This is a genomic window from Pseudomonas sp. SO81 (genome assembly GCF_030374125.1).
Taxonomy (GTDB): domain Bacteria; phylum Pseudomonadota; class Gammaproteobacteria; order Pseudomonadales; family Pseudomonadaceae; genus Aquipseudomonas.
Genome location: NZ_CP126126.1, coordinates 1285874 through 1299413 on the forward strand (window position 1 = coordinate 1285874; position 13540 = coordinate 1299413).

General features: G+C 65.6%; 11 protein-coding genes, 2 pseudogenes and 1 riboswitch. Of the genes and pseudogenes, 5 read left to right on the forward strand and 8 right to left on the reverse strand.

Annotated elements, in window-relative coordinates; translation table 11 throughout:
• The first annotated feature begins 30 nt into the window (after positions 1-30).
• The 3 genes from OH686_RS06235 to OH686_RS06245 all read left to right on the forward strand — a co-directional run bounded on the left by OH686_RS06235 (position 31) and on the right by OH686_RS06245 (position 2858).
• Entirely contained in the window at positions 31-1491 is a 1461-nt protein-coding gene (locus OH686_RS06235) for an amino acid permease (protein WP_289536897.1), read from the forward strand.
• A 32-nt stretch (positions 1492-1523) separates the two neighbouring features.
• Positions 1524-1638, forward strand: a riboswitch (yybP-ykoY riboswitch).
• A 91-nt stretch (positions 1639-1729) separates the two neighbouring features.
• The gene (locus tag OH686_RS06240; protein WP_289538844.1) at positions 1730-2311 is read left to right on the forward strand and encodes a TMEM165/GDT1 family protein; all 582 of its coding nucleotides are present in this window, start codon (positions 1730-1732) and stop codon (positions 2309-2311) included.
• Positions 2312-2414: 103 nt separating this feature from the next.
• Entirely contained in the window at positions 2415-2858 is a 444-nt protein-coding gene (locus tag OH686_RS06245) for a ketosteroid isomerase-related protein (protein WP_289536898.1), read from the forward strand.
• A gap of 32 nt (positions 2859-2890) precedes the next feature.
• On the opposite strand, the gene OH686_RS06250 is transcribed toward OH686_RS06245, so the two are convergent.
• On the reverse strand, positions 2891-3706 hold the full coding sequence (locus tag OH686_RS06250; RefSeq protein ID WP_289536899.1) for a M48 family metallopeptidase: 816 nt from the start codon (positions 3704-3706) through the stop codon (positions 2891-2893).
• A gap of 1256 nt (positions 3707-4962) precedes the next feature.
• On the opposite strand from OH686_RS06250, the pseudogene OH686_RS23330 reads away from it, so the two are divergent.
• Positions 4963-5163, forward strand: a pseudogene (locus OH686_RS23330) (HAMP domain-containing protein); the annotation flags it as partial.
• Positions 5164-5424: 261 nt separating this feature from the next.
• Positions 5425-6021 (forward strand): annotated as a pseudogene (locus OH686_RS23335) (methyl-accepting chemotaxis protein); the annotation flags it as partial.
• 144 nt (positions 6022-6165) lie between these two features.
• Here OH686_RS23335 and ispD read toward each other — a convergent pair.
• The 7 genes from ispD to OH686_RS06290 form a co-directional block, all read right to left on the reverse strand.
• The gene (gene ispD / locus OH686_RS06260; protein WP_289536902.1) at positions 6166-6876 is read right to left on the reverse strand and encodes a 2-C-methyl-D-erythritol 4-phosphate cytidylyltransferase; all 711 of its coding nucleotides are present in this window, start codon (positions 6874-6876) and stop codon (positions 6166-6168) included.
• Entirely contained in the window at positions 6873-7154 is a 282-nt protein-coding gene (ftsB, locus tag OH686_RS06265) for a cell division protein FtsB (protein WP_137974343.1), read from the reverse strand. Before ftsB ends, ispD begins: the two co-directional genes overlap by 4 nt.
• 60 nt (positions 7155-7214) lie before the next feature.
• A complete protein-coding gene (gene eno, locus OH686_RS06270) occupies positions 7215-8504 on the reverse strand; it encodes a phosphopyruvate hydratase (protein WP_289536904.1) in 1290 nt (429 codons plus the stop codon).
• Between the two features lie 42 nt (positions 8505-8546).
• Positions 8547-9392, reverse strand: a complete 846-nt coding sequence (gene kdsA / locus OH686_RS06275; RefSeq protein ID WP_289536905.1) for a 3-deoxy-8-phosphooctulonate synthase — start codon at positions 9390-9392, stop codon at positions 8547-8549.
• Between the two features lie 10 nt (positions 9393-9402).
• Positions 9403-11031: a CTP synthase gene (gene pyrG, locus OH686_RS06280; protein WP_279866734.1), complete on the reverse strand. Its 1629-nt coding sequence runs from the start codon at positions 11029-11031 to the stop codon at positions 9403-9405.
• A gap of 158 nt (positions 11032-11189) precedes the next feature.
• Positions 11190-12506 carry a tRNA lysidine(34) synthetase TilS gene (gene tilS, locus OH686_RS06285; protein ID WP_289536908.1) on the reverse strand — a complete coding sequence of 439 codons (1317 nt, stop codon included), beginning with the start codon at positions 12504-12506 and terminating at the stop codon, positions 11190-11192.
• Positions 12507-12562: 56 nt separating this feature from the next.
• On the reverse strand, positions 12563-13513 hold the full coding sequence (locus OH686_RS06290) for an acetyl-CoA carboxylase carboxyltransferase subunit alpha (RefSeq protein WP_289536909.1): 951 nt from the start codon (positions 13511-13513) through the stop codon (positions 12563-12565).
• Positions 13514-13540: the final 27 nt, after the last annotated feature.

A 13540-nucleotide genomic window follows, 5' to 3' on the forward strand; every position in this document is an offset into this window, starting at 1 on the left:
CCCCTGGCCGACGCTCCGGAGCTATTTTTCGTGACCGACAGCAATACCCGGCAACCGCACCTGCAGCGCGTGCTCAAACCCCGCCACCTGAACATGATCGCCATCGGCGGCTCCATCGGCACCGGCCTGTTCGTCGCCTCCGGCGCCACCGTGGCTACTGCAGGCCCCGGCGGCGCCCTGCTGGCCTATGCGCTGATCGGGGTGATGGTGTACTTCCTGATGACCAGCCTCGGCGAAATGGCCGCCCACATGCCGGTATCCGGCTCGTTCAGCACCTACGGCGGCCGCTTCGTCGACGAAGGCTTCGGTTTCGCCCAGGGCTGGAACTACTGGTACAACTGGGCCGTAACCATCGCCGCCGAGCTGGTCGCGGCACAGCTGATCATGAGCTTCTGGCTGCCGGAGGTGCCGGGCATCTACTGGAGCGGCCTGTTCCTCGGCCTGATGTTCCTGCTCAACGTCGTCTCGGTGAAGGGCTTCGGCGAGAGCGAGTTCTGGTTCGCCCTGATCAAGGTGGTGGCCGTGCTGGTGTTCATCGGCATCGGTCTGGCCAGCATCCTCGGCATCATGAGTGGCGTCGAGTCGCCCGGCTTCAGCAACTTCACCAGCGGCGACGCACCCTTCGTCGGCGGCCTGCAGGCCATGGTCGGGGTGGCGATGATCGCCGGCTTCTCGTTCCAGGGCACCGAGCTGATCGGCATCGCCGCCGGCGAGTCGGAGAACCCGCGCAAGAACATCCCCATCGCCATCCGCCAGGTGTTCTGGCGCATCCTGATGTTCTACATCCTAGCCATCTTCGTGATCGGCATGCTGATCCCCTACACCGACCCCAGCCTGCTGCAGAACGATGCCAGCGATATCAGCGTGTCGCCCTTCACCCTGCTGTTCGAACGCGCCGGCTTCGCCGCCGCGGCCAGCGTGATGAACGCGGTGATCCTCACCGCCATCCTCTCGGCCGGCAACTCGGGCATGTACGCCTCGACCCGCATGCTCTACAACCTGGCCAAACAGGGCAAAGCGCCGCGCCTGTTCGCCCGCCTGTCCGCCAGCGGCGTGCCGCGCAATGCGCTGTACGCCACCACCCTGGTCGGCGCGCTGTGCTTCTTCACCTCCATCGTCGGCGACAGCACGCTGTACACCTGGCTGCTGAACACCTCCGGGATGTGCGGCTTTATCGCCTGGCTGGGCATCGCCGTGTCCCACTACCGCTTCCGCAAGGGCTACCTGGCCCAGGGCGGGCGCCTGGAAGACCTGCCCTACCGGGCCAAGCTGTTCCCCTTCGGCCCGCTGTTCGCCTTTGCCCTGTGCCTGATCATCACCCTGGGGCAGAACTACCAGGCGTTCATCGCCCATGAGATCGACTGGGCCGGCCTGGTCGCCACCTACATCAGCCTGCCGCTGTTCCTCGCCATCTGGTTCGGCTACCGCCTGAACCACGGCAGCCGGCTGGTGCGCTACAACGAGATGAATGTACGCGGCGACGACGACTGAGCTTGCCCCGCGCGGGCGGCTTGGGCACAATGCGCGCCGTCCTAGGGGAGTAGTCTCCCGTGAGCGCCTGCTCACCCGGCATGCGTCAACATACTTGCTCCACAGAGCATGGCGCATGCGGCCCGCGGCCCGCACAGGCCTGGGTTTGACAAGACCTATGACACGCACACCTCACCCGGGGCGGGGAGGTAGTACGTGTCATAGAACAGTCGAACCCGCCCCTTAGGAATGCCTGATGCTGGAATCGCTGCTCGTCCCCACCGGAATCGTTGCCCTCGCCGAAATCGGCGACAAGACGCAGCTGCTCGCGCTGTTGCTGGCCTGCCGCTTCCGTCGCCCCTGGCCGATCATCTGGGGCATCGTCCTGGCCACCCTGGCCAACCACTTCGCCGCCGGCGCGGTAGGCAACTGGGTCGCCGGTTTCTTCTCGCCGACCGCCCTGAGCTGGGTACTCGCCGCCTGCTTCGCCGCCGTGGCCCTGTGGACGCTGATTCCGGACAAGCTGGACGATGACGAAGAGTCCCACCTCAAGCGCTACGGCCCCTTCCTCACCACGCTGATCGCCTTCTTCCTCGCCGAGATGGGCGACAAGACCCAGATCGCCACCGTGATGCTGGCCGCGCAGTACCCGGACTTCCTCATGGTGGTGATCGGCACCACCCTGGGCATGCTGATCGCCAACGTGCCGGTGGTGCTGATGGGCAACTTCGCCGCCGATCGTCTGCCGCTGGCGCTCATTCGTCGCCTGGCTGCCCTCGCCTTCGCCGCCCTGGCCATCTATGTAGCCTGTCAGGCACTAGGGTTCGTCGGCGGTCTGTGATCACCGGTCACGAGAACTGGCACACAAACGGGGCGTGTATGGCGTCGCAGTACTGGGTAATCTGAGCAACGAATTGCGCAGTCCGGTGCTGAAGGAGCAGTACATGTCCCTGGATGAAATGAAAAAGCGCGTGCGCCAGCATATCGATCTGACCTGGAACCGCGGGCGCATGGCACTTGCCGAGCAGATGCACAGCCCGGACTTTCTCTACAAGAGCTCGTTCATCGGCCGCCCGCTGAGCAGCGCCGCCTTCGCCCAGATGGTGCAGGACATCCGCAGCGCCATGCCGGACATGGAAGTGGTGATCGAGGACTGCATCGCCGAAGGCAACAAGGTGGTGACCTGGAGCACCCTGATCGGCACCATCGAGAAGCCGGCCCTGGGCTACCCGCCCAGCGACAAGGTGCTGAGCATCTCGGCCATGGCCTTCTGGACCCTGGCGCCGAACGGCGATATCCGCGAGATCTGCACCATGTTCGACATGGAGAGCTTCCGCGCCCAGCTCGGCCTGGAAACCCGCCCCTTCGCCGAGAAGGCCCTGCCCTGATATGACAACGGCGCCCTCGGGCGCCGTTTTCGCTACTTCCTGGCCTGCTCGTAGAGCGGCATGACCTTGGGAATCGCCGCCTGCAGCGCGGCGATGCGGCTGCCCGACGACGGGTGGGTGCTCATGAACTCCGGTGGCGCCCCACCGCCAGCCTTGCTCATCTTCTGCCACAGGCTGATCGCCGCGTTCGGGTCGTAGCCGGCGCGCGCCGACAGCTCCAGGCCGATGATGTCCGCCTCGTTCTCGTTGGAGCGGCTGTTGGGCAGGGTCATCAGGTATTCCACCCCGGTGTCGGCCACCTGCTTGCCGGCCTCGCCCAGACCCAGCAGGGCCGAACCCACCTGGGTCGCCAGCTGCGTGCCATAGGCCTTGGACATGGCCTCGCGGCTGTGCTCGCGCAGGGCGTGGGCGATCTCATGGCCCATCACCGCCGCCAGCTCGGCATCGCTCAGTTGCAGCTGCTCGATCAGACCGCTGTAGACGATGATCTTGCCGCCCGGACCGCAGTTGGCATTGAGCTCCTCACTGTCGATCAGGTTGACCTGCCAGTCCCACTGCGCGGCATCGGCGCGGAACACCGGGGCCTGGGCGATCAGGCGGCGGGCGATGCTCTGGACCCGCTGCGCATTGCGGCTGCTCTTGTCCAGCGCGCCCTGGCTGGAGGCCTCGCTGAGGGTCTGCTGGTAGGCCTGGGAATACATGCTGTCCACCTCCTGGGCGGACAACATGCTGAACATGTACTGCTTGCGCTCCACGCCCACGGCGCCGCCGCTGGTGGTATTCACGGCCTGGCAGGACGCCAGCAGGGAAAGGCTGGCCAGGGCAGTCAGGCGAAACAGGCTGTGCATATCGAATCTCCGGGTAATACAGGCGCCGTATGCTAGGCCGCCAGACGCAGCGGGACAATGCTCCCGCTTGCGCTCTGACCGCTGGCGATCTTTGCTAGTTGCAGAGGCGGCTAATGCTTTTGTGCGGCGCGGCCGATAAGCCAGGGACAGGCACAACCCGATGATGTGGAGTCCCTATGCGCTTCAAGTCCATCCAGTTTTCCGTGGTCGTCCTGGCGGGCGCCAGCGTACTGGCCGTTGTCGTGGCACTGGTGCTGTACGCCCTGTTCGCCAGCTCGCGCACCCAGACCCTGGTGCATGAACGCACCCAGGGGCTGCTGGAGCAGGTCATCGATCAACGCCTGGTCGCCCTGGCCGAAGCCCAGGTCGGCAAGCTGCAGCGCCAGTTCGAAGCGCCCATGACCCTCTCGAAGTCGCTCGCCACGCTGAACAGCCAGATGGCGCCAGGCGCGGACGGTGCGGCCAAGGTCAGCCTGAGCCGCGACGAGCTGTCGACGCTGGTCGGCGTCTACCTGGAAAAGAATCCGGAGCTGATCGACCTGTACATCGGCTGGGAACCCAACGCCTTCGATCAGGACGACGATCTCTACGCCGGCCAGGAAGCCGCCGGTTACGACGCCACCGGGCGCTTCATGCCCTGGTGGTATCGCGATGGCGGACAATTCAAGGTCGCCCCGCTGACCGCCGTGCAGATGGAGAGCGAGAAGCTGCTGCCCACCGGCGTGCGCGAGGGCGAGTACTACCTGTGCCCCAAGGCCAGCAAGCAGCCCTGCGTGGTCGACCCGGCCTCCTATGACTTCGGCGGCAAGCAGGTGCTGGTCTCCTCGTTCAACGCACCGATTCTGGTCGATGGCCAGTTCAAGGGCGTGGTCGGCAACGACCTGGCCCTGGACTTCATCCAGGGCCTGCTCACCAGCGCCAACGGCGAACTCTACGAGGGCGCCGGCGAGCTGGCGCTGATCGCCGCCAACGGCACCCTGATCGCCGCCACCAAGGACGCCACACTGGTCGGCCAGCCGGCCGCCAAGGTCCTCGACGCGGAGCTGCTAGAGCGCCTCAAGCAGAGCAGCGGCACCGAGCCGATCCTCAAGCTGGACGAGGAGCAACAGCTGTTCCAGCTGCTGCTGCCGTTCCAGGTGGCCGGCACTTCCACGCGTTGGACCCTGGCCATCACCCTGCCGACCTCGGCGGTGTTCGCCGATCTGCAGCAGCTGCAGGCCGGCCTGGCCGAACAGGCCAACCAGGACACCTTCGGCATGGCCCTGGTCGGCCTGCTGATCGCCGCCCTCGGCCTGCTGGTGATCTGGTTCGTCGGCTACGGCATCGCCCGTCCGCTGAAGGACATGGCGGCCATGCTCGACGACATCGCCAAGGGCGACGGCGACCTCACCGTGCGCCTACAGGTGGACCGCGCCGACGAGCTGGGGCAGATCGCCAGCGGCTTCAACACCTTCCTCAACAAGCTGCAGAACATGATCCGCGACGTGGTCACCTCGGTGCAGAAGGTCAGCGACTCCTCAGAGCACACCGCCGACATCGCCATCCGCACCAACCAGGGCGTGCAGCGGCAGATGGCCGAGATCGACCAGGTCGCCACCGCCGTGCACGAGATGACCGCCACCGCCCAGGACGTGGCGCGCAACGCCACACAGGCGGCGGAAGCGGCCAGCCACGCCGACCGCTCGGCCAACGACGGCAAGCGCATCGTCGAGGGCACCGCCAAGGCGATTTCCGCCCTGGCCGGCGAGATCGGCCGCGCCGTGAGCGTGGTTCAGACCCTGGCCAAGGACAGCGAGAACATCAACGCCATCCTGGTGGCGATCCGCGGTATCGCCGAGCAGACCAACCTGCTGGCGCTCAACGCCGCCATCGAGGCGGCGCGGGCCGGCGAGCAGGGCCGCGGCTTCGCCGTGGTGGCCGACGAGGTGCGCAACCTGGCGCAGAAGACCCAGCAGGCCACCGAAGAGATCCAGAGCATGATCCAGCAGCTGCAGCACGGCACCCGCGAGGTGGTGACCGTGATGGAGCAGAGCCAGGCGCGCACCGACGACAGCGTGCAACAGGCGCAGATCGCCGCCTCGGCGCTGGAGAACATCACCCAGGCGGTATCGGTGATCAACGACATGAACACCCAGATCGCCAGCGCCGCCGAGGAACAGAGCGCGGTGGCCGAGGACATCAACCGCAACGTCACCAACATCGGCCAGGTGGCCGCCGAGGTGGCGGGCGGCGCCGACGAGGCCAGCGGCGCCAGCGCCGAGCTGACGAAGCTGGCCGAGCAGCAGCGCCGGTTGATCAATCAGTTCCGGGTATAAGTAGCGACACGATCTCGCGAGCCAGAGCGAAATGGTGGCGAAAGGGGCTGAGGACGCGGAGTTTACAAAGCGTAAATGAGCAGTCCGACCGGGCTGGCGATCCAGGCCGCTTTCAACGCCATTTGGCCGACGCGCAGCAGATCGTCAGGCCTTGTGCACCCAGCGCTGGCGCAGCCACTCCAGATCTTCCGGGCGGGTGATCTTCAGATTGTCCGCCCGCCCTTCCACCAGCTTCGGCGCCTGTCCGGCCCACTCTAGGGCCGAGGCCTCGTCGGTGATGGCCACGCCAGCCACCAGCGCATCGGCCAAGGCCCGATGCAGAGCGGCAAAGCGGAACATCTGCGGCGTGTAGGCCTGCCAGATCAGGCTGCGGTCCACCGTCTCGGCCACCCGGCCATCGGCACCCGCGCGCTTGAGCGTGTCGCGGGCCGGCACGGCCAGCAGGCCGCCGACCGGATCGCTCGCCAGCTCGCCGAGCAGCTGATCCAGATCGCTGCGCGCCAGATTGGGACGCGCGGCGTCGTGCACCAGCACCCAGTCCTCGGCCTCGGCGCCCAGTTCCAGCAGCTGCAGCAGGCCGGCCAGCACCGAGTCGGCGCGCTCGGCGCCGCCGGCGGCACGGCAGATGCGCGGGTCATTGGCACAGGCCAGGGTCGGCCAGAAGGGATCGTCCGCCGCCAGGCTGAGCACCAGGCCCTTGAGCCGCGGATGATCGAGGAAACAGTTGAGGCTGTGTTCGAGAATGGTCCGCCCGGCCAGCTGCAGATACTGCTTGGGGCGGTCGGCGCGCATGCGCGAGCCGATGCCGGCGGCTGGAATCACCACCCAGAAGGCGGGAAGCTCGGGGTTGTTCATTCGGCCAACTGGTAGAGGGTCTCGCCCTCTTTGACCATGCCCAGCTCGTGGCGGGCGCGCTCTTCCACGGTCTCGGTGCCTTTCTTCAGCTCCAGCACCTCGGCCTCGAGGATGCGGTTGCGCTCGAGCAAGCGCTCGTTCTCGCCCTGCTGATCGGCGATCTGGCGCTTGAGCTCGGTGACCTGGGCCAGGCTGCCCTCACCCACCCACAGGCGATACTGCAGGCCGGCCAGCACCAGCACGAGGGCGACGAACAGCCAGTAGGGAGCTTTCGACATCGGTACAGAAATATCCATATGAAAAGGGCAGCTTGCGCTGCCCCTTTTACCATTCCCGGCTTAGCCGCGGAACTCGGCGCGGCCTTTATAAGGCGCTTTCCCGCCGAGCTGCTCTTCGATACGCAGCAGCTGGTTGTACTTGGAGACGCGGTCGGAACGGCACAGGGAGCCGGTCTTGATCTGGCCTGCGGCGGTGCCCACGGCCAGGTCGGCGATGGTGCTGTCCTCGGTCTCACCGGAGCGGTGCGAGATCACCGCGGTGAAGCCGGCGGCCTTGGCCATCTGGATGGCTTCCAGGGTCTCGGTCAGCGAGCCGATCTGGTTGAACTTGATCAGGATCGAGTTGCCGATCTTCTCGTCGATGCCGCGCTTGAGAATTTTGGTATTCGTTACAAACAAGTCGTCACCGACCAGCTGTACCTTGTCGCCGATCTTGTCGGTCAGGACTTTCCAGCCAGCCCAGTCGGACTCGTCCATGCCGTCTTCGATGGAGATGATCGGGTAGCGCTGGGTCAGGCCGGCCAGGTAGTCGGCGAAACCTTCGGCGCTGAAGACCTTGCCCTCGCCTTCCAGGTCGTACTGGCCGCCCTTGAAGAACTCGGAGGAGGCGCAGTCCAGGGCCAGGGTGATGTCGGTGCCCAGCTTGTAGCCGGCGTTGGCCACGGCTTCGGCAATGGCGGCCAGGGCGTCTTCGTTGGAGGCCAGGTTCGGCGCGAAGCCGCCCTCGTCACCCACGGCGGTGTTCAGGCCACGGGCCTTCAGCACGGCTTTCAGGTGATGGAAGATCTCGGCGCCCATGCGCAGGGCGTCGGCGAAGTTCTTGGCGCCGACCGGCTGAACCATGAACTCCTGGATGTCGACATTGTTATCGGCGTGCTCGCCGCCGTTGATGATGTTCATCATCGGTACCGGCATGGAGTACTGGCCCGGGGTGCCGTTGAGGTCGGCGATGTGCGCATACAGCGGCACGCCCTTGGCCTGAGCGGCGGCCTTGGCGGCGGCCAGGGACACGGCGAGGATGGCGTTGGCGCCCAGCTTGCCTTTGTTCTCGGTACCGTCCAGTTCGATCATGGCCAGGTCGAGGGTCTTCTGATCACGGGCGTCTTTGCCCAGCAGCAGGTCGCGGATCGGACCGTTGATGTTGGCCACGGCCTTCAGCACGCCTTTGCCCAGGTAACGGCTCTTGTCGCCATCGCGCAATTCCAGCGCTTCACGGGAACCGGTGGAGGCACCGGACGGCGCGCAGGCGCAGCCGATGATGCCGCCTTCGAGGATTACATCGGCTTCTACGGTGGGGTTGCCACGGGAGTCGAGAACCTCACGGCCCTTGATGTCGACGATCTTTGCCATTCTTGCTAGCTCCAACAGTTGAAAGATGCGTGAACGAGAGGCTTATGCCGTCTCGATCGGGGCAAAACTTTTGACCAGATCATCCAGCTGCTTGAGCTGGGTGAGGAAGGGTTCCAGCTTGTCCAGGCGCAGGGCGCAAGGACCATCGCACTTGGCGTTGTTCGGATCCGGGTGGGCCTCGAGGAACAGGCCGGCCAGGCCCTGGCTCATGCCGGCCTTGGCCAGGTCGGTGACCTGGGCACGACGACCACCGGCCGAATCGGCGCGGCCGCCCGGCATCTGCAGGGCGTGGGTGACGTCAAAGAACACCGGGTAGTTGAACTGCTTCATGATGCCGAAGCCGAGCATGTCCACCACCAGGTTGTTGTAACCGAAGGAGGAGCCGCGCTCGCAGAGGATCAGCCGGTCGTTACCGGCCTCTTCGCACTTGGTCAGGATATGTTTCATCTCCTGGGGCGCGAGGAACTGGGCCTTCTTGATGTTGATCACCGCATTGGTCTTGGCCATGGCCACCACCAGGTCGGTCTGCCGCGAGAGGAAGGCCGGCAGCTGGATGATGTCGCACACCTCGGCCACCGGGGCAGCCTGATGCGGCTCGTGGACGTCGGTGATCACCGGCACGCCGAAGGTCTTCTTCACTTCCTCGAAGATCTTCATGCCCTCTTCCAGGCCCGGGCCGCGGAAGGAGGTGACGGAGGAGCGGTTGGCCTTGTCGAAGCTGGCCTTGAACACGTAGGGGATACCGAGCTTCTCGGTGACCCGCACGTATTCTTCGCAGGCCTGCATGGCCAGGTCGCGCGATTCGAGGACGTTGATGCCGCCGAACAGCACAAACGGCTTGTCGTTGGCGATCTCGATATCGCCGACCTTGATGATCTTCTGGGTCATGTCCTTTGCCTTATGCCTTGCCGGCCTGCTTCAGCGCGGCCTTGACGAAGCCGCTGAACAGCGGGTGGCCGTCACGCGGGGTGGAAGTGAATTCCGGGTGGAACTGGCAGGCGACGAACCATGGATGATCCGGAGCCTCGACCACCTCGACCAGCGCACCGTCGGCGGAGCGACCAGTGATCTTCAGGCCGGCCTGCTCCAGCTGCGGCAGCAGATTGTTGTTCACTTCGTAGCGGTGGCGATGGCGCTCGACGATCACGTCCTTGCCATAGCACTCGCGCACGTTGGAACCGCCGATCAGCTGGCAGTCCTGGGCGCCCAGGCGCATGGTGCCGCCCAGGTCGGAAGCGTCGGTACGGGTCTCAGTGGCGCCGGTGGCGTCCTGCCATTCGGTGATCAGGCCGACCACCGGATGGCCGCTGTTCTGGTCGAATTCGGTGGAGTTGGCGTCCTTCCAGCCCAGCACGTTGCGGGCGTACTCGATCACCGCCACCTGCATGCCGAGGCAGATGCCCAGGTAGGGAATCTTGTTCTCACGGGCGTACTGCACGGTCTTGATCTTGCCTTCCACGCCACGCAGACCGAAGCCGCCCGGCACCAGGATGGCGTCGACGCCTTCCAGCTTGGCGGTGCCTTCGTTCTCGATCTCCTCGGAGTCGATGTAGCGCAGCTTGACCTTGGTACGGTTCTGGATGCCGGCATGGCCCATCGCCTCGATCAGCGACTTGTAGGCATCCAGCAGCTCCATGTACTTGCCGACCATGGCGATGGTGACTTCCTTCTCCGGGTTCAGCTTGGCATCCACCACGCGGTCCCATTCGGAGAGGTCGGCCGGGTTGCATTGCAGGCCGAAGCGCTCAACGACGATGTCGTCCAGGCCCTGGGCATGCAGCACCGACGGAATCTTGTAGATGGTGTCGACGTCTTCCAGGGCGATGACCGCACGCTCTTCGACGTTGGTGAACAGGGCGATCTTGCGACGCGAGGCCAGGTCGATCTCGTGGTCGGAGCGGCACACCAGCACGTCCGGCTGCACGCCGATGGAGCGCAGCTCCTTGACCGAATGCTGGGTCGGCTTGGTCTTTGTCTCGCCAGCGGTGGCGATGTACGGCACCAGGGTCAGGTGCATGAACATGGCGCGCTTGGCGCCCAGCTCCACGCGCAGCTGACGCGCGGCCTCGAGGAACGGCTGGGACTCGATGTCGCCCACGGTGCCGCCGATCTCGACCATGGCCACGTCGGCGTCGCCGGCGCCTTTGATCACGCGGCGCTTGATCTCGTCGGTGATATGCGGGATCACCTGGATGGTAGCGCCCAGGTAGTCACCACGGCGCTCCTTGCGCAGCACGTCTTCGTAGACGCGGCCAGTGGTGAAGTTGTTGTTCTTGGTCATCGTGGTGCGGATGAACCGCTCGTAGTGACCCAGGTCGAGGTCGGTCTCGGCGCCGTCGTGGGTGACGAACACCTCGCCGTGCTGGAACGGGCTCATGGTGCCCGGATCGACGTTGATGTAGGGGTCCAGCTTGAGCATCGTGACCTTCAGGCCCCGCGCCTCCAGGATGGCCGCCAAAGAAGCCGAGGCGATGCCTTTCCCCAAAGAAGAAACAACACCGCCCGTGACGAAGATGTAGCGCGTCATGAAAAATCCTAGAAGTCAGCGTTCAAGCGGTCAGCGCCGCCGGGGTAAAAGCGCAGGCCGGTCCTTGACCAACCTGAAATAAGCATGCCACTGCGGGTTCCGAGGGAGCCCACAGAAGCAGTAACAAGACGGGAGCGTAGTCTACCGGAAAGGCCCTTTCAGCTCAAACCTTGTGCGTTGGTCGGCGGCAGCCAGTGCAGCCGCCACTCTCCCGAAGGTGGACCGTCCAGGCCCGGCAGGTTGGCCACGGCCAGCAGCTCGTCGCCGCGATACAGCAGCGGCAGGCGCCCGCGCACGAATGCCGGCACACCGCGCTCGTTGAGCAGACGCTTGAGATCGCGATGGCCACGTCCCGCCAGCACCATGACCTCGCCGCCTTGCCGATAGCGCACTTGCAGCGGAGCGACCGGCACCTCTCCTGCTATCCGCACCCGACCATTGCCGGGCAAGCGCAGCGGTTGCGCCGGATCGGCCCAGACCGCGGGCTGTGGCGGCTGTTGCAGCCACTCGCCGGAAAGCCACCACAACCGCCCGTCGGCACGCCTCAGCTCGCCGCCATTCAGAGACCAAAGCGCAGCGGCATCCACCGCCGCATCGCGTAGATCGCGCCAACCAGCCCAGTGCTCGCTATCGGGCATTCGGGTATAGGAGGCAAGCCAATGACGCAGCGCGTTGCGCTGACGCGCCTCGGACAAGGCGATCAGGGGCTGCAGCTGCACGGACGGCAGATTCAGCCAATCGAACGCACCCGAGCCACGAACGCTGGCCAGATCCTGCTCGGCCAGTTCGGCGAGCAGCTGCTCGGCCTCGCGCATATGTTCAGCGGTCCGCGCCAGGCTGGCGCTAGCCTGCGGCCAGTGAGGCGCCAGCGCGGGCAATACCTCGCGACGCAGGAAATTGCGCGCCAGCCCGGTATCGGCATTGGAGGGGTCTTCCACCCAGCGCAGGTCATGCTGGCGGGCATAGGCCTCCAGCTGCGCGCGCGGCACCTGCAGCAGCGGGCGCACCAGCCATCCCTCGGCGAGACGACGTGCCGTCGGCATCCCGGCTAGGCCACGCACGCCGGCGCCACGCAGCAGGCGGAACAACAGGGTCTCGGCCTGATCGTCACGATGCTGGCCGGTCAACAGGATTTCACCCTGACCTAGCTGGCGCTCAAAGGCAGCATAGCGCGCCTCACGCGCCGCCCGCTCCAGACTGGCACCACTATCCACCTGCACCCGCTCGATGCGCAGCGGCACGCCCAGCTCGTCACAGAGCGACTGACAGTGGGCCGGCCAGGTATCGGCAACAGCCTGCAGGCCGTGATGGACATGGATGGCGGACAGCGGCGGCAGCGCCTCGCGCTCGCGCAGGCGTGCCAGCAGGTGCAGCAATACGGTCGAATCCAGCCCGCCGGACAGCGCGACGCGCCAGGCCGGCGCGCTACGCCAGGGAACCAGTGAATCGAGCAAGGAAGTTTCGAGCGCGGTCATGCCGCCAGCTTAAACAACAACGGGCCCGAAGGCCCGTGGTTGATGCATGACGCCAATCAGGCGATGCCGTAGCTCATCAGGCGTTCGTAGCGGCGCTCCAGCAGCTTGGTGCTGTCCAGCTTGCGCAGCATGTCGAGCTGCTCGGCCAGCTCCGCGCGAATCGATTGGGCAGTGGTGGCCGGATCGCGGTGGGCGCCGCCCAGCGGCTCGGCAATCACCTTGTCGACGATGCCCAGGCCCTTCAGACGCTCGGCGGTGATGCCCATGGCCTCGGCCGCGTCCGGCGCCTTCTCGGCGGTCTTCCACAGGATCGAGGCGCAACCTTCCGGCGAGATCACCGAGTAGGTGGAGTACTGCAGCATGTTCAGCTGATCGCAGACGCCGATGGCCAGCGCGCCGCCGGAGCCGCCCTCGCCGATCACGGTGGCGATGATCGGGGTCTTCAGGCGCGCCATCACGCGCAGGTTCCAGGCGATGGCCTCGCTCTGGTTGCGCTCCTCGGCGTCGATGCCCGGGTAGGCACCCGGCGTGTCGATGAAGGTGAGGATCGGCAGCTTGAAGCGCTCGGCCATCTCCATCAGGCGGCAGGCCTTGCGGTAGCCTTCGGGGCGCGGCATGCCGAAGTTGCGGCGTACCTTCTCGCGCACTTCGCGGCCCTTCTGGTGACCGATGACCATCACCGGCTGGCCATCCAGACGCGCGGTACCGCCGACGATGGCGGCGTCATCGGAGAAATGACGGTCACCGTGCAGCTCGTCGAACTCGGTGAAGAGATGCTCGATGTAGTCGAGGGTGTAGGGGCGGCGCGGGTGACGCGACAGCTGGGAAATCTGCCAGCTGCTGAGGTTGCCGAAGATGGTCTCGGTCAGCGCGCTGCTCTTGTCCTGCAGGCGGGAAATCTCGTCGCTGATGTTCAGCGCGTTGTCGTTGCCCACCAGGCGCAGCTCTTCGATCTTGGCTTGCAGGTCGGCAATCGGCTGTTCGAAGTCGAGGAAGTTCGGGTTCATAGGCGTCCGTCTAGCATCGGCGGCCCA